The following is a 26,644-nucleotide window of genomic DNA, read 5'->3' as shown; positions in this document are numbered from 1 at the left end:
GGGTCGGGTGGACCGGGTTTGTGGACCGGGTTGGTGGACCGGGTTGGGGACGGTTCTCTACTCGGTCCACCCGAGCAGACCCGTCCCGGGAGTGGACCGAGTAGAGAACCGTCCCCCATTCGGTCCACGTCCGCTGTTCGGTCCAGCTCAGTCGAAGATCGGGTCGACCGTTCGCGTCCGCTTCAGCTCGAAGAAGCCGGGGTAGGCGCATACGTTCACGAAGCCGTCCCACAGGCGTCCGGCCTCCTCGCCCCTGGGGGCGGGCGAGATCACCGGGCCGAACAGGCTCAGCCCGCCGTCGACGCGGATCACCGGGGTGCCGACTTCGTCACCGACGGCGGCGGTGACCTCTGCCTGCGCGGCCCGCAGCGCGGCATCGTTGGCGTCGGTGTCGGCAGCGTCGGCCAGTTCCGCCGGCAGGCCGACCTCCGCCAGCGCCGCCTCGTGCGCGGGCCGGCTGTTCTGCTCCTTGCGGAGGTGGATCCGCGTGCCGAGCGCGGTGTAGAAATCGCTCAGCTTCTCCGGGAACTGCTGCTGGACGGCCAGCGCGACCCTCGCACCACCCCACGCCGCATCCATCGCCGCCCGGTAGTCGGGCGTCAGGTCGCGGCCCTCGTTGAGGACGGAGAGGCTCATCACGTGGAACTCGACGTCCACCTCGCGAGCCTTCGCCACCTCCAGCGCCCAGCGCGAGGTCATCCAGGCCCAGGGGCACAGGGGGTCGAACCAGAGATCCAGTTTCCTTCGCTCAGCTGTCATGGCGCGAGTGTAGGACGCGCTCCCAGGCCGGACCGGGCCATGGTCATCGCAGCGGCAGATAGGACAGGACCGCCTCCCCCGACTCGACCGCGACGACGAGCAGGCCGCCGTCACCCCCCACCACGCTCTGCTCGCGCAGGTTGCCCCGCGGTGGCGCCGGCAGCGCCGTCCAGGCCCCCACGGCGGGGTCGTACAGGTGCCCGAATGCGCCGAAGCGACCACCGGCGACGACCCCGTCCACCTGGTCCAGCCCCTCGCCCCGCGGCGGAGACGTGGCCCGGCCCAGCTCCGAGGTCGCCGGCCGGAACCAGCGCGCGGGGACGGAACGCCCGCGGCCCAGCCACACGATCCGGTCGCCGACCGCGAAGGGCGAGCCCGCGACCGGCGGTGGGTCGGCGAGCCGGCTCCACCTCGACAGCGACGCACTCGCCACGGCCGCGCGGACGGCTCCGCCCACCGAGCGGGAGAACAGGTACAGCCGGCCGCCCACCTGCACCATCGACCGGTCCGCCGCCTTCCCGAACGGGTCGGCGGCCAGCTCGGACCAGGCGCCCCGCGCGGGATCGAAGACCTCGTCGACGGCGGCGGCGGACTCGTCCGCCTGAGCGACGGCGACCACCTTCTCCTCCGCAGCGACCAGGCCGGCCACCTCGATGCCCGGATCGGGCAGCACCTTCCACGACCTCCCGGCGGGATCGTAGGACGCCACCGCCCTGCGGCCGGCGGACCCGGCGCCGAGGTAGTAGAACCGCCCCCCGACGACCACGGGCGCCGCGGGGTCGACGACGATCGGCGCGTCGGGAAGCTCCGCCCAGGTGTCGTCGCCCGGGTCCCAGGACGCGCCGTCGGTCAGGGTGTTCCGCGGCCAGGGGCACGGGGCGCCCTCCGGGCAGGTGCTCGCCCGCCGGCCGCCGACGAGGTAGAAGCTGCCATCGAACCAGACCCCGGCGACACCGACCCGTGGCGAGAGCGGCACCGCCTCGAGGCTCACCCACGCTCCCGCGGCCGCGGACGGCGCGGGGGTGAGCGTGCCTGCGTCAGCCACCGTGACCTCGGGGGCCGCCGCCCCACCCGCCCCGGAGGCCGAGCTCGCCGCGCCCTGGACCCCGGAGAACACCCGCGGCAGCACGAACGCCAGCCCCGCGACCAGGACGACGACGGACGCCGCGGCGGCGAGCCCACGCACCCACGCCGTCCGCGCCGGCCGGGACCGGTTCCGGGTGCGCAGCGCCGCCGGGTCGAGCGGCCGGAATCCCTCGCTGTCGGCGGCTGACCGCAGCGCGTCGGCGAACGCGCGCTCCTCGCGCTCGAGATCGTCAGCCATGGTCACCCCCGAGTCGCGCGCGCAGGGCCACGAGCGCCCGGTGGACATGCGACCGGGCGGTCGTCTCGGGGCAGCCGAGGATGCGGCCGATCTCGGCGAAACTTCGGTCCTCGTAGAACCTCAGCACCACCGCGGCCCGCTGCACCGGTGGAAGCTCGCCGCACAGGCGCAGCGCCTGGTCCGCGTCCGCGACGGCATCCGCGGTGTCCGGCACGACCGGTGCGGACGCCGACAGCGTCGGGTCCTCGCTGGGGTACAGCCTGCGCACCTTGCGCCAGGCGGAGACGTGGGCGTTGACGATGCTGCGCCGCACATAGGCGTCCACCTCCCCGGACGCGGACACCCGTGCCCAGCGTGGGTACAGTCCGGCGAGTGCCTCCTGCACGGCGTCGAGCGCGTCATCACGGTTGCGGGTGATGAGGAAGGCGAACCGCTGCAGCGCCGCCGACCTGGTGGTGACGTACTCGTCGAACGACACGGCGGTGCCGGCGGCCGTCGCCGTCGACTCACTCACCAGCACCCCCTGCCAGATCGTCACGTCCCACCCACGCCCGGGGGGACGAGTTCGTTGCGGCCCTTCTACTCCCCCGGATAGACCACCCCGACCTGCGCGCGGATCCGGTCCAGGACGTCCATGATCGCGACGGTCTCCTCCAGCGGCAGCAGCGGGGACTCGGTGCGGCCCTCGGCCACCAGCTGGGCGAAGTGGGCGATCTCGAAGGCCAGCGCGTTGTGGCCGTGCAGCTCCGGTTCCGCGCTGGTGACCCGTTCCCCTGCCGCGGTGACCACCCGGACGCTGCCGGGCGCGTAGAACTCGCCGTCGAGCTCGATCCGGGCGTCCGCCCCGGCCACCACCGCGGTCGTCGGCGTCTTCGCCCCCATCGTGCAGCTCACCTGCGCATGGACGCCCGGGTGCGCGGCGAACTCGCCGAACACGGACGCCAGCTGGCGGTCGACCCCGGCGGGGGTCAGGGTGCCGGAGGCGGTGACCGCGGCGGGGATGCCGAGCGCGAAGCAGGCGAACGAGACCGGGTAGATGCCGAGGTCGAGCAGGGCCCCTCCGGCCAGGGCCGGGTCCTGCATCCGTGGCACGTGGGCGATCGGCTGGCCGTGGTCGGCCGCCACGAACTCCAGCTCGCCCAGGGCGCCGTCGGTGAGCAGCTGGCGGACGATGTCATGGCGCGGGAGGAACCGCGTCCACATCGCCTCCATCACGGTGACGCCGCCCGCGCGGGCGGCGGCCACGACCCGGCGCGCCTCGTCCGCATTGCGGGTGAACGCCTTCTCGACCAGGACGTGCTTGCCGGCCTCGATCGCCAGCAGCGCCAGCTCCGCGTGCTCACTGTGCGGGGAAGCGACATAGACGGCCTCGACCCGCGGGTCCTCGACGAGCGAGCGGTAGCCCTCGTGCACGTCCGGGACCTCGAACCGGGACGCGAACTGCTCGGCCCGCGCCCTGCTCCGGGAGCCGACCGCGACCAGCTGCTGCCGGGTGTTCGAACGCAGGGCGGAGGCGAAGCCGCCGGCGATCCAGCCCGGTGCGAGGACGCCCCACCGCAACGGTGGCGCCTCGACCGGGTCGGGGACGCGGGCCGCGGGCAGAACCTGTGGAAGAGCCATGGGAGAAACCTAGAGCCAGCCGTCCCGGCGATCCAGCCGGAGTTCCGGACGCGCCGCAGCACATCGCGCGGCGCACGTCCTGGTTCGGAACAGCAATGATCGGCAGCCCTCCGGTTCGCCTCGGACGACCCGGCCCCCCCCGGTGGGGCGCAGCGGGAGTCGTAGGCTCGGCGCAGGGAGGTGTCGCGATGGTCGTGGTGCGGACGAGTGCCTGGCGGACCGCCGCGGATCCCGACGACCTGCGCGAGTACGACCGGTTCGGGCCCTGGCTGGACCGGGTGCACCAGCAGCGCGACCTGCCGCGCCGGTTCCGTCCGTGGTACCCCGAGCTCGCCGGGGAGACCCATCTGGTCAAGCTGCCGCGCGACCTCGACCGGGCGCAGGTGCGTCCGGGGATGGATCTGTACCGCTGCGTCCTGGCCATCTTCGCCGACCGCATCGTGGTGCTCGGCGCCGAGGACCCGGGCGCCCCCGACGTGGCGAGGTCCGACCTCGCCCTCGCCGACGTGGTCGCGACCCGGCTGTACGGGAACCTGCTGGTCGGACGCTGGACGCTGCTGCTCGCCGACGGTTCCGAGCTGTCGGTGCGCTTCAACAGCGTGAGCGAGCCGGAGATCGCCGAACTCGACCGCTACGTGCTCCGCACCCCCGCCACGGACCTGCGTCCCGCACCCCGCCCGCCGGCGGCCGAGGTCCGCGACCACTTCTTCCGCAGTCGGCTCGGCGCCCTCTCCGCCGCGACCGACGATCCGGTCCGGCCCGTGCACGTCGAGGAGCCGCTGCGTCCCTGCACCGACGACCGCGGTCGTCGACGGCTCGCCAGCGGCGTGCTCGTCCTGGAGACGCCGACCGCGCTGGTGGTGGTCGATCGCGACAAAACGGCCCGGTCCCGGTCCCGCAGGACGAACTACGCCACGAACACGACCACGATCCCGTTCGCGCGGATCACGTCCTTCTCGGTCGTACCCCCCGGGCAGCCCGGACGGTTCGGCCGCCTCGTCCTCCGCTGCGACCGGCAGGTGATCACCGTGCCCGTCCTGACCCGCCCGGAGGCCGCTGTCGCCGTGCTGGCGTCGCACGGCGTCCATCCCGACGCGACGGGCCGCCCCTGGTGATCGCCGCGACGGCGGGAGCACCGGACGATGCCAGGATCAGGACAGGGTGGCCACCAGGACGGCCTTGATCGAGTGCATGCGGTTCTCGGCCTGGTCGAAGACGATCGAGGCGTCCGACTCGAACACCTCGTCGGTGACCTCCAGCTCCTCCAGACCGAAGCGGGAGTAGATCGCTTCGCCGACCGTCGTCTCGCGGTTGTGGTAGGCCGGCAGGCAGTGCATGAACTTCACCTCCGACACCCCGGTGCGTTCGAGCAGTTCGGTGTTCACCTGGTAGTCCCGCAGCAGCAGGATGCGCTCGGTCCAGACACTCTCCGGCTCGCCCATGGACACCCAGATGTCGGTGTGGATGAACTGACAGCCGCTCACCCCGTCCAGATCATCGGTGAGGGTGATCCGCGCCCCGGTGGTGTCCGCGATCGCCCGCGCGGTGCTGATCACCTCCGCCGGGGGCAGCAGCTTGGCCGGCGCGACCAGCCGGACGTCCATGCCGAGCAGCGCCCCGCCGAGCAGCAGCGAGCAGCCGACGTTGAACCGGGCGTCCCCGACGTAGGCGTAGGCGATGTCGTGGTCTTCCAGCCCCGACGCCTCGCGCATCGTGAACATGTCGCACAGGCTCTGGGTGGGGTGCCACTCGTCGGTGAGCCCGTTCCAGACCGGGACCGAGGAGTGCGCGGCGATCTTCTCCACCGTCGACTGGTGCGTGCCGCGGTACTCGATGCCGTCGAACAGCCGCGACAGTACCCGCGCGGTGTCGGCCGGCGACTCCTTGTGGCCGAGCTGGGAGGAGTTCCCGTCCATCTGCGTCACGTGCGCGCCCTGGTCGTGCGCCGCCACCTCGAAGGCCGAGCGGGTGCGGGTGGAGGTCTTCTCGAAGATCAGCGCGATGTTCGCCCCGGCCAGGCGCTTCCGCTCGGTGCCGGCCCTGCGGGCGTCCTTCAGTTCTCCGGTCAACTCCAGCAGGCCCCGCCACTCGGCGGGAGTGAAGTCCTGTTCCTTGAGGAAGTGGCGACCCTTCAGCCCAACGCTCATCTCAACCTTCCACCATGCGGTAATTCCGCGTTCAGGCTAGAACATCGCGGTTCGTCCGTGCACCTCGTCCCAGCAGCCATCGACGACGGGCGCCGCGCCTCGCGGGCGGGCGATCGCGGCCTGCCGGACGGCCGGGGGAGGACCTCACCATCGCCATCGCCCCGGCCGCCGACCGCGGCGCAGCACGACCGGGGCCCGCCCGTGGCCAGGTCAGCCGCGGCGGGTGAACTCCGCCTCGATCCGGGTGCGATCGTCCACCCCGGACGCGAGCAGGGACCACAGCAGCAGCCGGGACTGGGTGGCGTTGAGCCGCCCCGACATCAGGACGCCGCGCTGCACCAGGTCGATCTCCGCGCCGGGGTAGCCGTAGGTGGTCCGGCCGGTGCGACCGCGCCGGGTGCGGGAGGCCATCACCACCGGCACCTGGGCGACGGCGCGCGCCACCGCCGGTACCGTCGCCTCCGGTACGCGTCCTGCCCCGACACCCTCCAGGACGATCCCGTCCGCGCCGGCGGAGACCAGCGCGTCCAGGGTGCGTTCGTCCTCACCGAGCGGAGTCGGCACGATCGGCACCCAGGCCGACCCCGAGGGAACCGGCAACGGCTCCGGACGCCGGGCAGCGAGGTTCAGCGCGTACTCCACCTGCAACTCGCTGACCCGGCCGAGCGCGCTCAGCGGGCTGGTGAAGGCGTCCACGCCGAAGGTCCTGGTCTTCGTCACGGCCGTGGCCGCGAACACCTCGTCGTTCATGACCACCAGGACGCCGCGGTCGCGTGAGTCGTCGGCGAGCACGGTGAGCACCGCGGCGAGGAGGTTCGCCGGACCGTCCGCGCCGCTCTCCCGCGGTGAGCGCATCGCTCCCGTGACGACCAGCGGCGCGGAACGGTCCCACCACAGGTCGAGCAGGAAGGCGGTCTCCTCGAGGGTGTCGGTGCCGTGCGTCACCACCACGCCCGCCGCGCCGTCGTCGACCGCGCTCCGGGCCCACTCCCAGGCGCGGATCACGTGCTCGAAGCGGACCGAAGGCGAACCCACGCCCGACACCGACTCGCCGACAACCGTGACCAGCCCGCGAAGTTCGGGCACGGACGACACCAGCTCGGCGCCGTCCAGCGTCGGGACCAGGCCGGCGTGCTCGCCCGGCAGCATGACGATGGTGCCGCCCATGCTCGCGACGCCGATCCTGCGTGTTTGGGTCACTGCCACTCCTGGTGCATCGATGTTCACGGCCGCTCCGGCGTCGGCGACCACTGTGTCAGAACCTTGCCGGCGGGGACGCGCAGCGGTGGATCGGCCCGCCGGATAGGATGCGGCCAAATGGCGGGCGGGAGTGCGGCGCGAGGTCGCCGCAGCGAGAAGGCGGGTGGTGAGCCGGCGGCCCGCCGTTCGGTCCAGTCCATCACCCGGGCGCTGGAGATCATCGAGGCCCTCGCCGCCACGGGCCGGCCGATCGGCATCACCGAGCTTGCCGAGCGGGTGGACCTGCCGCTGCCGACCATTCACCGGATCCTGCACACCCTGATCGGGCCGGGCTACGTCTTCCAGACCCCGCGTCGTCACTACGCGCTGGGCGCGCGGCTGATCTCGCTGTCCCGCTACGCGGGCGGCACCCTCGGGGTCACGCTTCGGCCCTACCTGAGCGGGGTGGTCGAGGCGAGCGGGGAGTCGGCATCGATCGCCGTGCTCGACCAGGACTTCGCGCGCTACATCTCCCACGTGCCGGCCGAGTACCCGAACCGCGTGACCACCGAGGTCGGCAGTCTGGTCTCCCTCCACGCCACCGGTGTGGGCAAGGCGATCCTCGCCTCGATGCCGGCGGCGGAGGCCAGGGCGATCATCCAGCGATCCGGTCTGCGTCCGTTCACGCCGAACACCGTGACCGACGCGGACCGGCTGCTCGCCGAGCTCGACACCGTCCGCGCCAACGGCTACGCCCTGGACCGCGAGGAGCACGAGCGGGGCATCCTCTGCGTGGCCGTACCGATCCCTGGCCCGCTCCGGCTCGCCGCGTCGGTGGCCGGGTCCCCGACGCGGATGACCGACCAGATCCTCTCCGACGTCGTGCTGCCCGCCCTGAGGTCCGCCGTTGCGGAAATCGCCCCCGTGATCGACCTGGCCGTGTCCGGCCAGTGACCGTCCCGCCGCCGGAAGACGACCCGCGCCCGGGTCCGCGGGCGAGGGTGGACGACTCGCCGCCCCTTGAGGAGTCGTGACAGCATGGGGCCATGCTCGTCCGCTTCCTCGCCAGCGCTGCGGCGCTCGCCGTGGCCACCTGGCTGCTGCCGGGGATCACGCTGTCGGACGGCGACAACTGGAACCGGGCGATGACCATGCTGCTCGTCGCCGCGATCTTCGGCATCGTGAACAGCCTGATCAAGCCGCTGTTCAAGTTCGTCGCCGCGCCGGTGATCTTCCTCACCCTCGGGTTCTTCCTGCTGGTGATCAACGCGCTGCTGCTGGAGTTGGTGTCGTGGGCGTCCGGCGAGTTCGGCCTGGGTTGGCACGTGGCGGACTGGGGTTCGGCGTTCTGGGGTGCGCTGATCGTCTCGATCGTCAGCTTCCTGCTGAACGCCCCGTTCAAGAAGGGTGAGGTGCACCGGTGAGCGATCCGGTGGTGCTGTTCGTCTGCTGGGGCAACATCTGCCGCTCACCGATGGCCAAGGTCGTGGCGGACGCGTACGCGGAGCGCGAGGAACTGACCGGCGTCACCTTCGCCAGCGCGGGTGTGAGCGCGGAGGAGAGCGGGCACGGCATGGACCCACGCGCGATCGCGACCCTGCAGGCGGCCGGCTTCCACCCCGGGCCGTTCAGCGCACACCGGATGACCGCTGAGGAGATCCGCTCCGCCGCGATGGTGATCGGGATGCAGACGATCCACCTGCGCAAGATCCGCGAGCTGGTGCCGAACGCCCATCCGCTCTACCTGCTCAGCGACTTCAACCCGGACGCGGTCCCCGGTTCGGCGATCGAGGATCCCTGGTACGGCGACGCGGACGACTTCACCACCACTCTGACCCAGATCGAGGCGGCCATGCCGGAACTGATCCGGAGGGCGAAGGAACTCCTCGCGCACTGATCGGGCGCGCCCGCCGCAGGTACGCCTCCTGCGCCGCGGGTACGCCTCCCGGCCCGGTCCGGCTTCCTGGGGACGGTTCTCGACCCGGTCCGGTCCGAGTAAGGAACCGTCCCCCATCCGATCCGGCGTCCCGGGGACGGTTCCCGACCCGGTCCGGTCCGAGTAAGGAACCGTCCCCCATCCGATCCGGCGTCCCGGGGACGGTTCTCGACCCGGTCCGGACCGAGTAAGGAACCGTCCCCCATCCGGTCCGGCATCCGGGGGACGGTTCCCGACCCGGTCCGCCCCGGTCCGCCTCGACCCGACGACGCCCGCGGCATGGCAGGCTGGTGTCATGCACATCCTCGTTGTCGATGACGACCAGGCGGTTCGCGACTCTCTCGCCCGGTCGCTGCACTACTCCGGCTGGGAGGTGACCACGGCAGGCGACGGTGTCGAGGCGCTCGCCCGGCTGTCGGCCATGCGCCCGGACGCGGTCATCATGGACGTGATGATGCCCCGCCTGGACGGCCTGGAGACCACCCGCTCGCTGCGGGCGTCCGGCAACGACGTGCCGATCCTCGTGCTGACCGCCAGGGACGCGGTCGGCGACCGGGTCGACGGCCTGGACGCCGGCGCGGACGACTACATGGCCAAGCCGTTCTCCTTCGAGGAGTTGCAGGCGCGACTGCGCGCGCTGACCCGGCGCGTCCGGCCGGCCGGGGACGAGGTGGGTGCGGAGGTGCTCACGTTCGCCGACCTCAGCCTCGACCTGCAGACCAGGGAGGTGACCAGGGGCGGACGCCGGATCAGCCTGACCCGCACCGAGTTCGCCCTGCTCCAGACCTTCCTGGAGAACCCCCGCCGGGTGCTCGAGCGCGGCTGGCTCCTCAACGAGGTGTGGGGCTTCGACTTCCCCACCACCGCGAACTCCCTCGAGGTCTACATCGGCTACCTGCGCCGCAAGACCGAGGGCGAGGGCGAGACGCGGCTCATCCACACCGTGCGCGGCATCGGCTACGTGCTGCGCGAGACCCCGCCGTGATCCGCTGGCTGCGCTCGGTTCTCTCGGTCAACAACCGGCCGCTCCACGACCGGCTCGCGGCGCTGGTGTCGGCGGCGGTCGCCGGTGCGGTGGCGATCACCGGCGTGGCCGCCTACATCATCACGACCGTCGCGGTCTACAACCAGCTTGACGGTGAGCTGCTCGACATCGCCGGGCTGACCGCCGACTGGATCCGTGGCGACGTCGAGGCGATGGGCGGGCTGAACAACGACGCCCTGCAGACCGCCAACGTGACCATGATGCTCGTCCGCGCCGACAACCAGGAGATTTTCCCACCCGGCGCCGGCTCCCACCTCGTGCCGAGTGCGGACGAGCGCGCGATCGCCCGTACGCAGATCGGCACGTCCGCCCGCACCGGGGTCGACACGGCAGGGACGCCCTACCGGATCGTCGCGATCCCGCTCGAGGACGGCGACGAGCAGTACGCGCTGCTGCTGGGCCGTCCGCTCGGGCCGACCGACCAGATCCTGCGGATCCTCGCGTTCTCGCTGCTGACCTTCGGCCTGCTCGCCGTTCTCGTCGCGGGGGCGATCGGCTGGGTGATCGCCCGCTCCGGCCTGCAGCCGATCCAGCGCCTCACCGACGCGGTGATCCGGGTGACCGAGACCGACCAGCTGAAGCCGATCGAGTTGGGCGGCATGGACGAGCTGACCGACCTCACCCGGTCGTTCAACACGATGCTGAGCACGCTGGCGTCCTCGCGTGACCGGCAGAGCCGGCTGATCGCCGACGCGGGCCACGAGTTGCGGACGCCGCTGACGTCCCTGCGCACCAATGTCGAACTGCTCACCGCCGACGACCGGCAGGGCATGCTGCCGCCCGGCGCACGGGGGGAGATCCTGCGCGACATCGCCGCCCAGCTCGGCGAGTTCACCCAGCTGATCGGCGACCTGGTGCACCTGTCCAGAGAGGACAAGGTGGAAGCCCACCCGGAGCCGATCGACCTCCGCGACGTGGTGAACAGTTCGGTGACGAGGGCGCGACGGCGTGGCCCTGGTCTGGTTTTCGACGTGGAGCTCGACCCGCTGTTCCTGGTCGGCGAGCCGGACAGCCTGGAGCGCGCGATCACCAACCTGCTCGACAACGCCGTCAAGTTCTCCCCACCCGGCGGAACCGTGACCGTCCGGCTGACCGGCGATCGGCTGCGGATCAGCGACGAGGGGCCGGGTATCGCGGAGGCGGACCTGCCGCATGTCTTCGACCGCTTCTACCGCTCCGACAAGGCCCGCAACACCCCGGGGTCGGGCCTCGGCCTGTCGATCGTCGCCCAGACGATCAAGGCCCACGGCGGTTGGGTGAAGGCGGGCCGCAGCGCGTCCGGCGGCGCGGAGTTCACGATCCGCCTGCCCGGTTCGAGCACCCCACCCGAGGAGGACGCCGAGATCACCGACGGTGAGGGCACCGTCCTGCTCCCCCGAATCAGCGGCTGACCAGCCGGAGTTCCGCCGGACCGCGGTTGGCCGGGGGGCCCGCTCTCCCCGTCCGCCCTCGCTCCTCCCTCGTCCCACAGGGTGAGGGACGGCGGCGCGCTGCGTGCGACGGCACCCGGGGCGATGGCGGCCGGGAGGGGTATTCGGCCGCCACCGCGTTCAGGGCACCTGGACGTCCGCCGGCGGACGGACAACGGTGGCTGGTTGCATCCTGTCAGGTTCCGCGCCCTGGGATCAGTAGCCGCGCGACGTGTCGGCAGCCGCCTCTTCACCGGCCAGCTGGGCGGCGAACTCCGCGGTGGTGATCGGCTTGGAGAACATCGGGTAGTCGTACCTGATCGCGTTGGCGTGCTCCTCAGGAGAGGTGGCGCCGACCGCGTCGGTGAGCGTGTAGACCTCGAAGCCCTTCTCGTACGCCGAGCGCATCGTCGACTCGACGCAGCAGTTGGTCAGGAAGCCGGCCAGCACCACCGTGCGGATGCCCTTGCTGCGCAGGATGAAGTCGAGGTTCGTCGAGCCGAACGCGTCCAGGCCGCGCTTGCCCTCCAGGACGATGTCCTCCCCGGACGGCGCCATCTCGGTCACGATCTCGCAGCCCCAGGTCCCCTTCACGAAGGAGTTGCTGCTGACGACGCCGGCGAGGATGCCATAGGGGTGCGCGCTGATCTCGTAGTAGCCGGGCGCGAACGAGATCGGGCTGTGGATGACGGTGGCGCCGGCGGCGTGCGCGGCGTCCAGGGCCTCCTTCGCGTGGGGCAGGGTGCCGGTCGCGTCCATCACCGCCGACACCGCCCCGTGGAGCGTGCCGCCCTCGCTGGTGAAGTCGTTCTGGAACTCGATCAGCACCAGAGCAGTGGTCTTCGGGTCCATCCCTCGTCCTTCCTCTCTCGCTGGCCCGGACGGGCGCCCGGACTGGGTTCAGCGGCTCTCCCCGTGGGGTGGGCGCGACCGGCCCCGCCGCGGTTGCCCGGGGCGGGTGTCGGTTCGCCTACCTCGAATGCTCCTCCTCCAGCGCCTGCTCCGCGAGCAGTTCGAGAACATGTCGGTACTGCTTTCCGGTGGCCCGGGTCATGCCGAGCTCGCAGGTGCGGTTGCAGCTGGCATGCGCGGACGCGTCCAGCCGTTCCACCTCTGCCGCCTCCGGCCGGGTCGCCGCGTAGGTGAGCTCGGGGTGGAGCATCCCGCGGTCTCCGGCGAAGGCGCAGCAGCCGGTGTTGACCGGGACGTTCACCACCTCGGCGACGGCTCTGGACACGGTCACCAGGTCGGGGTTGAGCCCCATCTGGGTCGAGGAGCAGGTCTGGTGGATGGTCAGCGAGTCGAGTTTGCGGTACTCGCCGAGCACCGGCAGCACGTGCTGGGCGACGAACGCGACCGCGTCGATGATCTCCACCTTCAGGCCCGGTTCGGTCTCCAGCATGTGCCGGAAGCCCTCGGTGCAGCTGGACGCGTCGCACACCACCGGCAGGCGACCGTCGTCCGTGGCCGCCCTGATCACCGGCAGCACCTTGGCGCGCATGGCCTCGTACCCGTCCGGGATCCCCTTGCTCGACCACGGCGTACCGCAGCACAGCGAGCTGATCTCCTCCGGCACGAAGAGGGTCAGGCCCGCCTTCGCGCACAGCGCTTCGAAGCTCAGCTGGACCCCGGGGCCGCCGTCGGCGGGCCCGAACATGACGTTCACGCAGGCGGGCAGATACACCGCGTCCACCGTGTCCGCCGTGACCGCGGGTCGTGCCCTGGACGCTCCGCCACCGGGCAGCTCGCGCGACCACAGCGGCACGTTGTCGTCCCCGAGCAGCGCCCTGCCGACCTTGTTGACGCCGATCAGCGCGCTCTCCAGCGGGCCGGGCAGTGCGTCGGTGATTCCCATCACCGTGGAGAAGGTCGCCGTGGTGCCCTGCCAGTGCTTCGCCAGCGTGGTCCACACCGCCTTCGTCGCGGCCGGGGTGGTCTGCTCACGGCGCAGCTTCTTCACGAACAGGCCGGTGTTGATCAGCACGGGGCACGCGGTGACACACATCCCGTCGACCGCGCAGGTGTGCACGCCGGCGTACTCGTAGCCCTTCGCCAGGCGATCGGCGAGGGCGTCGTCGCCGGCGAGTTCGGCGTTGCGGATCTCCCTGCGCAGAGCGATCCGCTGCCGCGGGGTGAGGGTGAGGTCGCGGGAGGGGCACACCGGCTCGCAGTAGCCGCACTCGACGCAGCGATCGATCTCCGCGTCGATCGACGGGGGGAGCTTGATGTGCTTGAGGTGCAGTTCGGGATCGTCGGTGATGATCGTGCCGACGTTCAGCAGCCGGGTGGGATCGAAGAGGTCCTTGATCGCGACCATCACCTCGTACAGCTCGTCGCCGTACTGCCGGCGGACGTAGGGGGACATCACGCGTCCGGTGCCGTGCTCGGCCTTCAGCGAACCGTCGTTGGCCAGCACCAGCGCCACCATGTCCTCGGTGAAGCCGATGTAGCGGCGCATCTGCTGCTCGTCCTCGAACCGGTCGGTCAGCATGAAGTGGATGTTGCCGTCCTTCGCGTGACCGAAGATCACCGAGTCGCGGTAGGCGTACTGGTCGAACAGGCCGGCGAGATCGCGACAGGTGTCGGCGAGCTTCGCGACCGGCACGACGACGTCCTCGAGCAGCGCGGTCGTGCCCGAACGCCGGGCGCCGGCGACCGAGGTGTACAGGCCCTTGCGCAGCTTCCACAGGTCGCCTCGGAGTACCGGGTCGGACGTGAGTTCCACCGGCTCGCGCACCGGCAGCTGCTGCAGGGTGGGACGGGCGGCCTGGGCGAGGTGCTCGAGCTCCTCGGCCGTGGTGGCCTGGTACTCCACCAGCAGTGCGGCCTGCTCGGCGACGTCGAGCTTCTTGATCATCGCCGGAGTGTCGGGGAAGGCCTGACCGACCCGCAGTGACGTGGCGTCCATCAGCTCCAGGGTGGCCGCACCGGTGGCGACCAGTCCGGGCAGGGCTGCGTTGGCATCGTAGAGGTTGTCGAACACGACCAGGGCCGAGGTGACCTTGGTACGCACCTCGATGGTGCGGAAGGTGGCCGACGCGACGAAGGCCAGCGTTCCCTCGCTACCGACGATCAGGTGGGTGAGGATCTCCGGCACGGTGTCGAAGTCGACGAGGGCGTTGATGCCGTAGCCCATGGTGTTCTTCATCGAGAACTGCTGGGTGATCTTCGCCACGGAGGCCGGGTTCGCCAGCACCCGGGCACGCAGCCGCAGCAGGCCCTCGTACAGGGCGGGCTCGACCGTGCGCAGCTTCTCGTCCGCGTCCGCCGCGCCGGTGTCGATCACCGTTCCGGACGGCAGCACGGCGACCACCGACTCCAGCGTCCGGTAGCTGTTCTCGACCGTACCGCAGGCCATGCCGGAGGAGTTGTTGGCGACAACCCCGCCGATCGTGCAGGCGGCCTCGCTGGCCGGGTCGGGCCCGAACTTGCGCCCGTAGGGGGCCAGATAGGCGTTCAGCTGCTTGACCGTGACGCCCGGCTGCACCCGCACCCTGGCGCCGTCGTCCAGGATCTCGACGCCCTTGAAGTGCTTGCGCACGTCGGCGAGCACGCCGTCCGTGCCGGCCTGGCCGGACAGGCTCGTCCCACCCGAACGGAAGGTGAGCGGGATTCCTGCTGCCGCAGTGGCCCGGAGCAACCGGGCCACCTCCTCGGCGTCGCGCGGGGCGACGATCGCCGAGGGCAGCAGCAGGAAGTGGGACGCGTCGTGCGCGAGGGCGCGACGGTCCAGCTCTGCGGTGCGGATCTGGGACGCGTCCGCGACGCACCCGGCCAGCAGGCCGGCCAGGGCGTCCTCGGACTTCACAGCGGTCACGGTAGCGGGACCATCCCGATCAGGATGGTGGATTGCAGCACCACGATGACCGCGAACACCGCCAGCAGCACGAGCGACCAGCCGACGACCTTGCGGAAGATCTCGCCCTCCTGGTTCAGCATGCCCGTGGCGGCCGCCGCAACGGACAGGCTCTGCGGGGAGATCATCTTGCCCATCACGCCACCGGTGGAGTTCGAGGTGGCCATCAGGATCTCGTGCGCCATGGACCCCGGCCAAACCCCCTGTGCCGCGGCCACCTGCATGCCGCCGAACAGCGCGTTCGCCGAGGTGTCCGAGCCGGTGATCGCCACGCCCAGCCAGCCGAGCACCGGGGACATCACGGCGAAGGCTGCTCCTGCGGCTGCCAGCGCCGAACCGAGGGAGATCGTCATGCCGGACCCGTTCATGACGTAGGCGATGGCCAGCACCGAGGCGACGGTGATGATCGTGAAGGCGAGGCTCTTCACGGTCTTGCCGAAGACGCCGGCCGCCTCCTTGGCGCTCATCCGGTACACCAGAGCGGTGATCACGCCGGAGAGGAACAGCAGGGTGCCGGTGGACAACACCGAGTACAGGTTGACCTGGCCGAGGGTACAGCTGGCGACCGTGCCCGCCTTGGCCTGGGAGGCGGTGACGATGCCGCAGAAGTCCAGCGGCTGCGCGACGACCTTGCCGTCCGCCCCCTTGGGGAAGTTGGCGCCCTGCAGGCCAGGCCAGTTGAACACGTAGCCGAGCGCGGTCGACAGCCACGTCTTGATCACGGGGATCTGGCTGATCGCGAAGACCCCGACCACGATCACGTAGGGGGCGATGGCTCCCCAGACCCGCGCGCCGCCGGTCGCCTTGGCCGCGACCAGATGCTCGTCGACGGTGACCTTGGTGGCGGCGTGCTCCTCGGTCGGCTCGCTGCCCTTCACGAACCGCAGCAGCACGACGATGACCACGATCGTGACCACGGACGCGATCACGTCGGTGACCTCGTAGGCGATGAAGTTCGACGCGACGAACTGGCAGGCGGCGAACACCGCACCGGCGGTGAGCGCGACGCCCCAGGTCTGCTTCAGGCCGCGGACGCCGTCCACCAGCCAGACCAGGAAGAGCGGGATGAACAGCGCCATGATCGGCGACTGGCGACCGGCCATGTGGCCGAAGGTGACCGAGGCGGCGTACGCGTTGGCGAAGTGACCCTGGGTCAGGATCGGGAACGCGGAGTTGCCCAGGGCGGTGATCGGGGCGCCCATCGCGCCGAACGCGACGGGGGCGGTGTTGGCCACCATGCAGACGACGGCGGCCTTGATCGGCTTCATGCCCGCCGCGACGAGCATCGCCGCGGTGATGGCGACCGGGGCGCCGAAGCCGGCCAGGGCCTCGAGCAGCGCACCGAAGCAGAACGCGATCAGGATCGCCAGGATGCGCATGTCGCTGGAGATCGACTGGACGAGCTCGCCGAGCACCTTGTCCCAGCCGTGCTTGACGGACAGGTTGTAGAGCCAGATCGCGCTGACCAGGATCCACATGATCTGGAAGATGCCGAAGAAGACGCCCTCGGCGGTGGCGGTGGCCGCGGTGGCGACCGGCATGCCCCACACCGCCACGGCGAGGACGACCGCGGTGGCCACGGCGACGAGGGCCGACTTCCAGGCGGGGATCTTGAAGACGCCGAGCATGACGAACAGGACGAGCAGGGGAAGTGCCGCGACCAGGGCCGAGAGAGCCAGACTGCCGCCGACCGGTGACGGTGGCTGGATGAACAGGGAAAGCACCGGGGTATCTCCTCACTGAGATTGACCAACAGGTAGGATTGTCGGACAAGTGCACTGGCTATGCAAGGGGTTTCGGGGTGATTGTTGGACTAAGATCGGTCCGCTGAGCGGTCGGGGGTGGAGGAAGTGGTCCGGAGCATCGTGGTCACCTCGGTCATCGATGCCGTGGTCGACGACCTGAAGTCGCAGGTGCTGGCCACGGAACTCGGCCCGGGGACGGCCCTCACCGAGGCGGACGTGGCTGCCCGCTACGACATCGCCCGCTCGACGGCGAAGGCTGCGATCGAGCGCCTGGTCGCCGAGAAGGTACTGGTCCGGAAGAACCACAAGACCGCCAGGGTCGTCCAACTGGGGCCCGAGGACGTCCGAGACATCTACCGCACGCGCGCCTACCTGGAGTCGGAGGTGCTGCGTCGGCTCGCCGAGCGGCGTTCGGTCCCGGTCGAGGCGCGGGTGGCGAACGCGGAGATCGACGCGCTGTGGCAGCAGGGCGAATGGGACATCGTCGACCCCGACATGCGCTTCCACACCGCCCTGATCGACTCCCTCGGCAGCGCGCGTACGAGCTCGGTGTACGGCTCGCTGGCGTTCGAGGTGAAGCTGTGCATGGCCCAACTCCAGGGCAGCCAGCGGCTCAGCCCGGAGATCATCATCGCCGAGCACGCCCGGCTGGCCGACCTGATCGAGGCGGGGGACGCGAACGGCGCGGCCACCCTGCTCGACGAGCACCTCAGCCGCGCGCGGGAACTCCTCGCCGGCTCACTCGGCGGCGAGCCGGGTCCCGAGGCCTACCGACCGTCCTCAGCCCTGATCCCGGTTCCCTGACCTCCTCGCGCGACGTCCACCGGCTGAGGCACACCGTCCGCGGCGGGAGGAAGGGTCGGCGATTCGCCGGATCCCCGTCCGGGCCACCGTCCGTGCACGAGGCCGGCACTCGCGTCGAGAGCCTTCGCCCGGACCAGAGCCCTGGACGCGAACCGCGGCCCTCAATGACGGCGGGTGGCCCTCGAAGCCGGTCGGGGCCAGCGGGGGTCACACCCGCTGGGGCGGGTGGGCGTCACGGGAACGGCCACGGGTTCGGCGTACAGCCGTCGAGGTCGCCCTCCTGGGCCATCATCGCGGGGGCGGGGCTGCCCTTCTTCGCGCAGCCCTCGTGCTTCTCGCCGAGCAGGTGTCCGACGGCGTGGTTCACGAGATAGGCCTGCCACTGGCTCCGGCTGGGGTAGTCGGGCGGCTGCCCGCCGAGCCAGTAGGCCGCGTCGATGACGACGTCGCCCCCGTCCAGGCAGGTGCTGGGTTCGGGTGCGCAGGACTTCTTCGCCGTGGCCGGGGCCGCGATCGAGATCGTCAGGTCCGCCTTCGCGGGATTCTTGACGAGGGCGAACCGGACGTTGCCGCTCCCTGCCCAGCTCCGCGGGTCGTTCAGCACCCCGGCGATCTGCGTCCCGACCTTGTCCGCGTCCAGCTTGGTGGAGGTCTCGACCCTCACGCTGACCCGGCGGAGTTCGCCCGAGGAGTTGGCGGATGCGACGTTCACCCCCGCCGTGTCGAACTTCCCCGACGCCTTCAGCTTGGGCAGCACCGACGTCGGCGTCGCTGTCGGTCCGGGCTCTGTGCTCTCCGTGCCCGGCGACGTCGGCGTCGGGGTGAGGGTCGGGGACGGGGCCGCCGTCGTCGGCGCGGGTAGCGGCGTCACCGAGGCGGTGGGTCTGCCCTCGCGTTCGGTAGGGACGGTGAGCGCGTTCACCCACACCGCCAGCGCCACGACCAGCACGACCCCGATCAGGACCGAGGTGACCACCAGCGGGTTGACCCGGGACCCCCCGGGGCGGGGGCTCTCCCGACCCTCGCGTCGCGCGCGGAAGGCTGACCAGCGGCTCGGCGGGGTGGGCTCTGTCACCGTCCCAGCGTAGCGAGAGGACTCTCGACCTCCGGGACGCCGCAGCGCCGGCCACCCCGAGGGGCGACCGGCGCTGGGATTGTGCGGCGGATCAGGCGGCGACGACGGCCACGCCGATATGGGCGGTGACACCGGAGGTCAGCTTGATGCCGACGGTGTGCGTGCCCACGTCCTTGATCGGCTTGGCGATCTCGACCGAACGCTTGTCGATGGCGGGGCCACCGGCCTTCTTCACCGCGAGGGCGATGTCGGCGGGGGTCACGGCACCGAACAGCTTGCCGGAATCACCGGCGCGGGCGGGCAGGACGACCGAGAGGGCCTCCAGCTGCTCGCGCACCTGGGTGGCGTGCTCGACGCCACGGATCTCGCGGGCGTCGCGCGCCCGCTTGATGCCGTCGATCTGCTTCTCGGCGCCACGCGTCCACCGGATCGCGAAGCTGCGGGGCAGCAGGTAGTTGCGGCCGTAGCCGTCCTTGACCTCGACGACGTCACCGGGGACGCCCAGGTGCTCGACGGGGGCGGTGAGGATGAGCTTCATCTTTCCCTCCCTGGTCAGCGAGCGGTCGAGGCGTAGGGCAGCAGCGCCAGCTCGCGGGCGTTCTTCACCGCGATGGCGACCTTGCGCTGCTCCTGCACCGAGAGTCCGGTCACGCGACGAGCGCGGATCTTGCCCCGCTCGGAAATGAACTTCCGCAGCGTGGCGGTGTCCTTGTAGTCGATGTGGCCGATGCGAATGCTCTTCGCCGGCGCCACCTTCTTTGACTTCAGCGGCTTGCGCTGTTGGGCCATTGTGGTGCTCTCCTTGGTTGAAAGCCCGGCTCTCGCCGGAATGACGTGGTCTGTTGGTTTCGGTTCGCCGTCCGGACGGGATGCGCCCCTTCCGTTCGACGGATCGCGATCAGAACGGAGGTTCCTCGCTCTGGGCGGACGCCCAGGGGTCGGAACCGGTGGACCGATCGCTCTGGCCGCCGGAGTTGCCCCAGCTTCCGCCGGAACCACCGGACGAGCCACCGCCGGAGTAGTTGCCGCCACCGCCACCCGAGGACCGGGTGACCTTCGCGGTCGCATACTTCAGCGCGGGACCGATCTCCTCGACATCCACCTCGAAGACCGTGCGCTTCTCGCCTTCGCGGGTCTCGTAGGTGCGCGAACCCAACCGGCCCTGGACGATGACGCGCATCCCCTTGGTGAGGGACTCCGCCACGTTCTCGGCCGCCTGGCGCCAGACGGCGCAGTTGAGGAACATGGCGTTGCCGTCCTTCCACTCGTTCGCCTGACGGTCGAAGATTCGAGGCGTCGAGGCGACGGTGAAGTTCGCCACCGGAGCCCCCGAAGGGGTGAAGCGCAGTTCCGGATCGGCGGTCAGGTTGCCGACCACGGTGATGAGGGTCTCGCCAGCCATGTTGGTGTCTTTCAGATCGGACTTTGCTCTGTCCCCCACAGCCTGTCAGCCGGGGCCGACATTCGCGAGGGGTGGAAGCGATCAGTGCAGGTCGGGGCGGATGACCTTCGTCCGCATGATCTGCTCGTTCAGGGTGAACTGGCGATCCAGCTCCTTCACCACGGCCGGCTCGGCGGTCACGTTGATGACGGCGTAGATGCCCTCGGACTTCTTCCTGATGTCGTAGGCGAGGCGACGACGGCCCCACACATCAATGTTGTCCACGGTGCCGCCGGCCTTCGTCAGTCCGGACAGGGGCTTGTCGAGCAGACCGCTCACCTGGCGGTCGTCGACGTCGGGATCGATGATCACCACGACTTCGTACTTGCGCATACGCGAACTCCACCTCCTCTGGTCTCGAGCGGCCACGGGCAGTTCCCGTGGCAGGAGGGCGTAGCAGGCCGCCGCAGGGGACGGCCGACGAGCAAGCCTACCGGCCCCACCCCGTCCGCAGCGAATCGGCGGGCGTTCCGGGGACGCTGACGCGATCCTGCCGCTCGCTGCGTCCCAGCCGTCCCACGCGTCCCGCAGCGGCCCTCGCGTGGACGGATCGCGTCAGCTGAGATCCTCGCGCCGCCCACGCCCTGCCGCTACCCTTCCCGCAGGCCCGGGGGAACGAAGGAGTGACCCATGCGCAGACGACTGGGCGCGGCCGTCGCAGCGATCACCGCGGCGTCCCTGCTGTGGGCGACGCCCGTCCCGGCTCAGGCGAAGAACCCGCCACCGCCGAAGTCCCTGGCGACGAACACCATCGACGCCCACCTCGGCTACCTGCCGCAGAGCACCTGCTCGCCGGCGGCCAAGCCGGGCACCACGGCCCTGCTCAAGGCACTGATCGCGACCTGGGGCGGCGGGTCGCTGGGCATCTCGCGGGCCTGCAGCGTCGGAACCACGTCCGAGCACAAGGAGGGCCGCGCGCTCGACTGGCACATGGACGTGAAGAGCGCGAGCCAGCGCAAGCGGGTCGCGCAGGCGCTGGACTGGCTGACCGCCAACAACGGCGAGGTGGCCTACCGGCTGGGCGTGATGTACATCATCTGGAACCAGCACATCTGGTCGCTGTACTACCCCGGGCTCGGCTGGCGGAAGATGGCCGACCGCGGCTCGTACACCGCCAACCACAAGAACCACGTGCACATCTCGCTGTCCTGGGACGGCGCGATGAAGCAGACCTCGTGGTGGACGGGCGTGCCGGTCACGACCCCGCTGAACAGCAGGTGCGGCGTGAACGGCGCTCGCGCCTGCCTGCCGGCGATCGCCAGGACGTCCATCGCCTGGCCCTACCAGACCACCGACGTGCCGGCGAGCTTCATGCCGGCGCCGTGGAAGGTCCCCGGCATCGGCGGCGACCCGCAGGTCGACCGGACGCTGACCGCCGTCCCCGGAACCTGGGTGCCCGACGGCGCCACCCTCGCCTACCAGTGGACCGCCGACGGCAGGTCCATCGCCGGCGCCACCGCGTCCACCTTCGTCGTCACTCCCGCCCAGCTCGGCAGGGGGATCCGAGTCCGGATCACGGCGAACGGCACCACGAGCAGGACCTCCGACGTGATGACCGACGTGCTCAGGGCACGGTTCGCCACCACGCCGAAGCCGGTCATCGGCGGGACCGTCGCCACAGGGCAGAGCGTCACGGTCGAGGCCGGGACGTGGACGGCGACGCCGGACAGCCTCACGATCACCTGGAAGCGCAACGGCAAGGCCATCAAGGGCGCGAGCGGGGTGGACGCGGGCAGCTACACACTCACCCCGGCCGACGTGGGGAAGAAGCTGAGCGTCACCGTGACCGCGCGCAGGGCCGGGTACACGACGGTGTCCCGCACCTCCGCGAAGGCGAAGGTCGCCCCGGGCACCTTCAACACCGCCGGAGTGCCGACGGTCAGCGGGGACGCGGTCGTCGGCGGCGTCCTGACCGCCGATCCCGGCAGCTGGGACCCGGCACCGACGAAGCTCACCTACCAGTGGTACGCGGCCGGCACGGCGATCCGGAAGGCGACCCGGCCCACGTTCACCCTCACCCGCAGCCAGGCCGGCAAGGACGTGGTCGTGCGGGTGAAGGCAACCAGGAGCGGGTTCACCACCACCTCCGTCCGCTCGGAGCCGGTGCCGGTCGCCGCCGGCTGAGCGGGACCACGCGTCGCCGCGCGGCATCGTGATCCGGCACCGGCGGGGAGATCCCGCCCCGCCCGCCCGCGGCCGACCCCACCAGGATCAGGGAGTCCGGCCCAGCAGCAGGAGGACCACCACGATCGCCAGGACGGCGGAGACGGCGCCCAGCACGACGGCGGCGATCATCCAGCGGCGGCGCTGCTCGCGCGCCACGCGGGCGGCCTGGGTGGACCGGGCGACGTGGGCGTCGGCGGCCGCCACGAACTCGCGCTCGGTGTCGGTCAACAGCTGCTTGCGCGTGGCCCTGCCGATCCACGGGGCGAACAGCTCCAGCTCGCGAACGGGGATCAGCGCCGCGTCGTCGCGACCGGACGCCTCCCACACCTCCGCAGCACCTCGAAGTCGCTCCATCACCACCAGGTCGTCCCGGTGTTCGGCCAGCCATGTTCCCAGCCGACTCCAGTGGACGAGCAGGGCCTGGTGGCTGATCCGTACCTCCTGGTCGACCGTGGTGAGCATGCGGGCGGCGACGAAGGCCTCCATCGCCGCTCGCGCCGTCGCGTCCACCTCGGACAGCGGGAGGGTCTCCCGCACCGGCAGGTCGCCGGTGACCCTGACCAGGCGCAGGAACATCCGCTCGGCCGCTGCCTTCTGCGCGGGCTCCAGCGACAGGTACACCTGCTCGGCCAGGCGCTCGACCGCGCTCGCGATGCCGCCGGCGGCGTGGTAGTCGGCCAGGGTGAGCCTGCGCCCGTTGCCCACGGCCCAGATCAGCAGCAGCGCGTTCGACAGCAGCGGCAGCGTCCCGGGCGCGACCCGTTCGCCAGGGGTCGGAGCCAACTCCTCCAGGAGCAGCCGGACGAGGTCGTCCTCGACCGCCACCTCCAGCGCCTCGGCCGGACGGACGATGACCTCGGTCAGTTCCTGCCTGGTCATGGCGGGGAGCAGGACGGGGTTCGACATCGCCGCGTCCAGGGCAGGCTCCGCCGCGGCGGACGCGAACGCCTCGGAACGGACGCCGAGGACGACGACCGCACGGGTCGCGAGCGCCGTGACGGCGTCGAGAAACCTCGCGCGCGGCTCCGGAGGCAGCGAGAGTGCGTCCTCGACCTGGTCGACCACCACCAGCCGGCGCCTCGGCTCTCCGGCGAGCGCCGGCTCAGGATCGGCCAGGAGGTGGATCACTTCGACCGACGTCCCCGTCCAGCCGGCCAGTTCGCCCCCGTGCAGTTCGCGGCCCAGCAGGCCGGCGGCGAGCACCGAGGACTTGCCGCTGCCCGAGGCCCCGACCAGGGCGACCATCCCGGTCCCGTCTCGCTCGCCCAGCTCGCGCACCGCCGCCGCCAGGCGGCCGCTCGGTTCGGATCGTCCGAAGAACAGGTCGCGGTCACCGGTTCGGTAGGCACGCAGGCCCAGGTACGGAGAGGTGCCCGACTTCAGCGACGCCAGCCCGTCCCAGGAGTCGTCCCACAGGTCCGCCGGGACGGCATGGGTGAGACCGAGGTGCTCGAGCAGCTTGAGGTAGTTCCCCCGCAGCGCCGGGGTGGGGAAGTGCTTGCCGTTGAGCCAGCCCTGCGCGGTGGTCGCGGGCACGTCCGCGATCCGCGCGACCGCGCGGATGGACAGGTGCTGCCGGCACCGGGCCTCGTTCACCAGTGCGGCGAACTCCTGGCGGCTCGCTGCGGAGGGCATGCTGCGATTGTGTCAGTGGCTCCGCCCGGATGCGCCTATTCGGCCTTCCTGGTCGCCTCGATCTCCTCGAACCACAATGCGGGGTGGACGTGGTCGCTGAGGCCCAGTGCGTCGACCAGGACCAGGAACTTGGGTCGCAGGGCCGGCGTCGGGAAGTGCCGGCCGGCGAGCCAGCCCTGGGCCGTGGCCGGCGGGACCCCCGCGATGCGTGCCGCCGAGCGGATCGAGATGTGACGGTCGAGGCGTGCCTGGTTGACCAGCTCCGCCAGCTCCGCACGGGTCGGCTGGAATTGCACAGTGCTCCTGTCGGGGTGTGGCCGGACCGGGATCACCGGGCCGGCAGACAGACAACATGCAGACCAGGTCGTGGCCGGCGGCCGATCGCGCCGGCCGCACGGAAGCACTGCTGCGACCAACGCCGTGGCCGCGGACCCCCTCCGCGTGCGGTTCGACGTTGCATCGGCTCCCCCGCCCAGATGCCCGAACCTGCAGGTCCAGTGAAGCGCTCCCGCGCGGCGCAACTCCGTCCGGCCCGCCGATCTCGTACAGAGTCATACACCCTGGAGACGGACGGCCGCCTCGCCGGGGTTCACAGCCGCGCCCAGGTGCGGTATCCGCCGTCCAGGTTGCGCACCCGCTTTCCGGCCTGCATCAGGATCCGGGCGGCGAGGTACCCGCGCAGGCCCACCTGGCAGTGCACGATCACGTCCTCGGGAACCTCGTCGAGCCGCGAGCGGAGCTCGTCGAGCGGAATGTTGACGGCCCCGTCGACGGTGCCTTTCGCGTACTCCGTTGAAGTACGGACGTCGACCAGCCGGCAGCCCCGCGCGACCTCCGCGGCGACCTCGTGCCACTGCACGGTGTCGACCAGGCCGTCCCTGAGGTTCTCCGCGATGAACCCCAGCATGTTCACCGGGTCCTTCGCCGACCCGAACTGCGGCGCGTAGCACAGCTCCAGGTCGCTCAGCCCGGACGCGGTGACGCCGCTCCTGATCGCGGTGGCGAGCACGTCGATCCGCTTGTCGACGCCCGCGCCGCCGACCCCCTGGGCGCCGAGGATCGCGTCGGTCTCGGCGTCGACCACCAGCTTCAGGCTCATCGACTCCGCGCCCGGGTAGTAGCCCGCGTGGTTGGCCGGGTGGGTGTGGAAGAGTCGGACACTCCGGCCCGCGGCCCGCGCCCGCTTCTCCGTCCACCCGGTGGCGGCGGCGACCAGACCGAACACGCCGACGATCGCCGTGCCCTGCACGCCCCCGGCGACCACGGGACGACCGGCGATCACATCGGCGACCAGCCGGCCGTGACGGTTGGCCGGTCCCGCCAGCGGCACCAGGGCCTGGCCGCCGGTGAGGGCGTCCCGCTTCACCACCGCGTCGCCGACGGCGAAGATCGCCGGATCGGAGGTCCGCTGCTGGTCGTCGACGAGGATGCCGCCCCGTTCGCCGAGGTCGAGCCCCGCGGCCTCGGCGAGTCCGGTCTCCGGACGGACCCCGATCGCGGCCACGACCAGCCCGGCCGACAGGCGGCGTCCGTCGGAGAGGACGACGACGTCGGCGCCCACCTCCGCCACCGACGTCCCGGTCATGACCGTCACGTCATGGGCGACCAGGTGCTTCTCGACCAGCGCCGCCAGCTCGACGTCGAGGGGGGCGAGCACCTGGTCGGCCAGCTCGACGATCGTGACCGCGAGGCCGCGTCCGGTCAGGTTCTCGGCCAGTTCGACGCCGATGAAGCCGCCGCCCATGATCACCGCCGCCGGTTCGGGACGGGCCAGCTCCCCTTCCACGGCGGCGACCAGCCGGTCGGTGTCGGCGACGTCGCGCAGGGTGAGTGCGCGCTCGATCCCGGGCACCGGCGGCAGGAAGGGCGTCGCGCCGGGAGCGAGGACCAGGTGGTCGTAGGTCTCGGTGTAGCGAGCGCCGGTGCGCAGGTCGCTGACCGCCACCGTCTTCGCGGAGCGATCGATCTCGGTCACCTCCTGATCGACGCGCACGTCGATCCCGAACCGCGCCGCCAGGCTCGCCGGCGTCTGGAGGAGCAGGGCGTCGCGGTCCGCGATCATCCCACCCACGTAGTAGGGCAGCCCACAGTTCGCGAAGGAGACGTGGCCGGAACGTTCCAGCACCACGATCTCCGCGTCCTCGTCCAGCCGCCGCAACCTCGTCGCCGCCGACATGCCACCCGCAACCCCACCGACAATCACCGTCTTCACAGCTCCACCATATACCCCCTGGGGTATAACGCGTCGGCCCGGTCGTCCGGCGCCCGATGCCAGCGCACACTCGGCGCCGCGAGGGCCGACGACCCCGCCGGCAGCGACGACCGCTTCGGAGTACGCCGCCGACCCGCGCGTCCCAGCCCCCTGCCCTGAACGACAAAGGGGACGGACCAGCGAACGGGAAAGGAACCGTCCCCGATCCATTCAGGGGACGGTTCTTTTCCCGTTCGCTGGTCCGTCCCCCAATCCCGTTCAGGGGTGACCGGGCTGACGGGCGGGGCCCGC

The 26,644-nt window shown here is 71.2% G+C and carries 25 protein-coding genes; 8 read left to right on the top strand and 17 right to left on the bottom strand.

Annotation, left to right across the window (positions count from 1 at the left end; all coding sequences use genetic code 11):
* Positions 1 to 147: 147 nt before the first annotated feature.
* Genes QM633_RS12025 through QM633_RS12010 form a run of 4 tightly spaced genes read right to left on the bottom strand, consistent with a single transcriptional unit; the run spans position 148 to position 3,703 of the window.
* Positions 148 to 759, bottom strand: a complete 612-nt coding sequence (locus QM633_RS12025) for a disulfide bond formation protein DsbA (RefSeq protein ID WP_415154001.1) — start codon at positions 757 to 759, stop codon at positions 148 to 150.
* 43 nt (positions 760 to 802) lie between these two features.
* Positions 803 to 2,083, bottom strand: coding sequence for a hypothetical protein (locus tag QM633_RS12020; RefSeq protein WP_415154000.1), 1,281 nt, complete (start codon positions 2,081 to 2,083; stop codon positions 803 to 805).
* Positions 2,076 to 2,621, bottom strand: a complete 546-nt coding sequence (locus tag QM633_RS12015; RefSeq protein ID WP_415153999.1) for a SigE family RNA polymerase sigma factor — start codon at positions 2,619 to 2,621, stop codon at positions 2,076 to 2,078. Before QM633_RS12015 ends, QM633_RS12020 begins: the two co-directional genes overlap by 8 nt.
* Positions 2,622 to 2,662: 41 nt before the next feature.
* The gene (locus tag QM633_RS12010; protein ID WP_415153998.1) at positions 2,663 to 3,703 is read right to left on the bottom strand and encodes a Gfo/Idh/MocA family protein; all 1,041 of its coding nucleotides are present in this window, start codon (positions 3,701 to 3,703) and stop codon (positions 2,663 to 2,665) included.
* Positions 3,704 to 3,891: 188 nt separating this feature from the next.
* Between QM633_RS12010 and QM633_RS12005 the strand changes: the two genes are divergently transcribed.
* Positions 3,892 to 4,818, top strand: coding sequence for a hypothetical protein (locus tag QM633_RS12005; protein WP_415153997.1), 927 nt, complete (start codon positions 3,892 to 3,894; stop codon positions 4,816 to 4,818).
* 36 nt (positions 4,819 to 4,854) lie between these two features.
* Here the strand turns inward: QM633_RS12005 and argF are convergent, their stop codons facing one another.
* Both argF and QM633_RS11995 read right to left on the bottom strand, forming a co-directional pair.
* On the bottom strand, positions 4,855 to 5,850 hold the full coding sequence (gene argF / locus QM633_RS12000) for an ornithine carbamoyltransferase (RefSeq protein ID WP_415153996.1): 996 nt from the start codon (positions 5,848 to 5,850) through the stop codon (positions 4,855 to 4,857).
* A 210-nt stretch (positions 5,851 to 6,060) separates the two neighbouring features.
* Positions 6,061 to 7,050: an asparaginase gene (locus QM633_RS11995; RefSeq protein ID WP_415153995.1), complete on the bottom strand. Its 990-nt coding sequence runs from the start codon at positions 7,048 to 7,050 to the stop codon at positions 6,061 to 6,063.
* A gap of 117 nt (positions 7,051 to 7,167) precedes the next feature.
* On the opposite strand from QM633_RS11995, the gene QM633_RS11990 reads away from it, so the two are divergent.
* The 5 genes from QM633_RS11990 to QM633_RS11970 all read left to right on the top strand — a co-directional run bounded on the left by QM633_RS11990 (position 7,168) and on the right by QM633_RS11970 (position 11,401).
* Positions 7,168 to 7,983: an IclR family transcriptional regulator gene (locus QM633_RS11990; RefSeq protein ID WP_415153994.1), complete on the top strand. Its 816-nt coding sequence runs from the start codon at positions 7,168 to 7,170 to the stop codon at positions 7,981 to 7,983.
* A gap of 92 nt (positions 7,984 to 8,075) precedes the next feature.
* Complete coding sequence (locus tag QM633_RS11985; protein WP_415153993.1) at positions 8,076 to 8,453, top strand: phage holin family protein; 378 nt, start codon at positions 8,076 to 8,078, stop codon at positions 8,451 to 8,453.
* The gene (locus QM633_RS11980) at positions 8,450 to 8,926 is read left to right on the top strand and encodes a low molecular weight protein-tyrosine-phosphatase (RefSeq protein ID WP_415153992.1); all 477 of its coding nucleotides are present in this window, start codon (positions 8,450 to 8,452) and stop codon (positions 8,924 to 8,926) included. Before QM633_RS11985 ends, QM633_RS11980 begins: the two co-directional genes overlap by 4 nt.
* A gap of 334 nt (positions 8,927 to 9,260) precedes the next feature.
* Positions 9,261 to 9,950, top strand: a complete 690-nt coding sequence (locus QM633_RS11975; protein WP_415153991.1) for a response regulator transcription factor — start codon at positions 9,261 to 9,263, stop codon at positions 9,948 to 9,950.
* A complete protein-coding gene (locus QM633_RS11970; protein ID WP_415153990.1) occupies positions 9,947 to 11,401 on the top strand; it encodes an ATP-binding protein in 1,455 nt (484 codons plus the stop codon). Before QM633_RS11975 ends, QM633_RS11970 begins: the two co-directional genes overlap by 4 nt.
* A 234-nt stretch (positions 11,402 to 11,635) precedes the next feature.
* On the opposite strand, the gene QM633_RS11965 is transcribed toward QM633_RS11970, so the two are convergent.
* The 3 genes from QM633_RS11965 to QM633_RS11955 form a co-directional block, all read right to left on the bottom strand.
* Positions 11,636 to 12,271, bottom strand: a complete 636-nt coding sequence (locus QM633_RS11965) for a cysteine hydrolase (RefSeq protein ID WP_415153989.1) — start codon at positions 12,269 to 12,271, stop codon at positions 11,636 to 11,638.
* A gap of 118 nt (positions 12,272 to 12,389) precedes the next feature.
* On the bottom strand, positions 12,390 to 15,227 hold the full coding sequence (locus tag QM633_RS11960) for an FAD-binding and (Fe-S)-binding domain-containing protein (RefSeq protein WP_415153988.1): 2,838 nt from the start codon (positions 15,225 to 15,227) through the stop codon (positions 12,390 to 12,392).
* A 5-nt stretch (positions 15,228 to 15,232) separates the two neighbouring features.
* Positions 15,233 to 16,999, bottom strand: a complete 1,767-nt coding sequence (locus QM633_RS11955) for an L-lactate permease (protein WP_415153987.1) — start codon at positions 16,997 to 16,999, stop codon at positions 15,233 to 15,235.
* A gap of 117 nt (positions 17,000 to 17,116) precedes the next feature.
* On the opposite strand from QM633_RS11955, the gene QM633_RS11950 reads away from it, so the two are divergent.
* Complete coding sequence (locus tag QM633_RS11950; protein WP_415153986.1) at positions 17,117 to 17,824, top strand: GntR family transcriptional regulator; 708 nt, start codon at positions 17,117 to 17,119, stop codon at positions 17,822 to 17,824.
* A gap of 232 nt (positions 17,825 to 18,056) precedes the next feature.
* Here the strand turns inward: QM633_RS11950 and QM633_RS11945 are convergent, their stop codons facing one another.
* From QM633_RS11945 to rpsF, 5 genes are all read right to left on the bottom strand, one after another.
* Positions 18,057 to 18,899 (bottom strand): DUF3152 domain-containing protein, encoded by an 843-nt coding sequence (locus tag QM633_RS11945; RefSeq protein ID WP_415153985.1) that lies wholly within the window; start codon positions 18,897 to 18,899, stop codon positions 18,057 to 18,059.
* A gap of 91 nt (positions 18,900 to 18,990) precedes the next feature.
* Positions 18,991 to 19,437: a 50S ribosomal protein L9 gene (gene rplI / locus QM633_RS11940; protein ID WP_415153984.1), complete on the bottom strand. Its 447-nt coding sequence runs from the start codon at positions 19,435 to 19,437 to the stop codon at positions 18,991 to 18,993.
* A gap of 14 nt (positions 19,438 to 19,451) precedes the next feature.
* Complete coding sequence (rpsR, locus tag QM633_RS11935) at positions 19,452 to 19,688, bottom strand: 30S ribosomal protein S18 (protein ID WP_415153983.1); 237 nt, start codon at positions 19,686 to 19,688, stop codon at positions 19,452 to 19,454.
* 109 nt (positions 19,689 to 19,797) lie between these two features.
* Complete coding sequence (locus QM633_RS11930; RefSeq protein WP_415153982.1) at positions 19,798 to 20,301, bottom strand: single-stranded DNA-binding protein; 504 nt, start codon at positions 20,299 to 20,301, stop codon at positions 19,798 to 19,800.
* Positions 20,302 to 20,382: 81 nt separating this feature from the next.
* On the bottom strand, positions 20,383 to 20,673 hold the full coding sequence (rpsF, locus tag QM633_RS11925; RefSeq protein ID WP_415153981.1) for a 30S ribosomal protein S6: 291 nt from the start codon (positions 20,671 to 20,673) through the stop codon (positions 20,383 to 20,385).
* A 297-nt stretch (positions 20,674 to 20,970) separates the two neighbouring features.
* Here rpsF and QM633_RS11920 point away from each other — a divergent pair, with 297 nt between their 5' ends.
* Positions 20,971 to 22,464, top strand: coding sequence for a hypothetical protein (locus QM633_RS11920; protein ID WP_415153980.1), 1,494 nt, complete (start codon positions 20,971 to 20,973; stop codon positions 22,462 to 22,464).
* An 87-nt stretch (positions 22,465 to 22,551) separates the two neighbouring features.
* Here the strand turns inward: QM633_RS11920 and QM633_RS11915 are convergent, their stop codons facing one another.
* The 3 genes from QM633_RS11915 to QM633_RS11905 form a co-directional block, all read right to left on the bottom strand.
* On the bottom strand, positions 22,552 to 24,141 hold the full coding sequence (locus tag QM633_RS11915) for a hypothetical protein (protein ID WP_415153979.1): 1,590 nt from the start codon (positions 24,139 to 24,141) through the stop codon (positions 22,552 to 22,554).
* 35 nt (positions 24,142 to 24,176) lie between these two features.
* A complete protein-coding gene (locus tag QM633_RS11910) occupies positions 24,177 to 24,437 on the bottom strand; it encodes a hypothetical protein (RefSeq protein WP_415153978.1) in 261 nt (86 codons plus the stop codon).
* A gap of 293 nt (positions 24,438 to 24,730) precedes the next feature.
* Positions 24,731 to 26,353 (bottom strand): FAD-dependent oxidoreductase, encoded by a 1,623-nt coding sequence (locus QM633_RS11905; RefSeq protein WP_415153977.1) that lies wholly within the window; start codon positions 26,351 to 26,353, stop codon positions 24,731 to 24,733.
* Positions 26,354 to 26,644: the final 291 nt, after the last annotated feature.

This window comes from Propionicimonas sp. (genome assembly GCF_047606205.1).
Taxonomy (GTDB): Bacteria; Actinomycetota; Actinomycetes; order Propionibacteriales; family Propionibacteriaceae; genus Propionicimonas.
The sequence above is the reverse complement of the archived record's forward strand: the minus strand, read 5'-3'. Positions and strand labels throughout refer to the sequence as shown.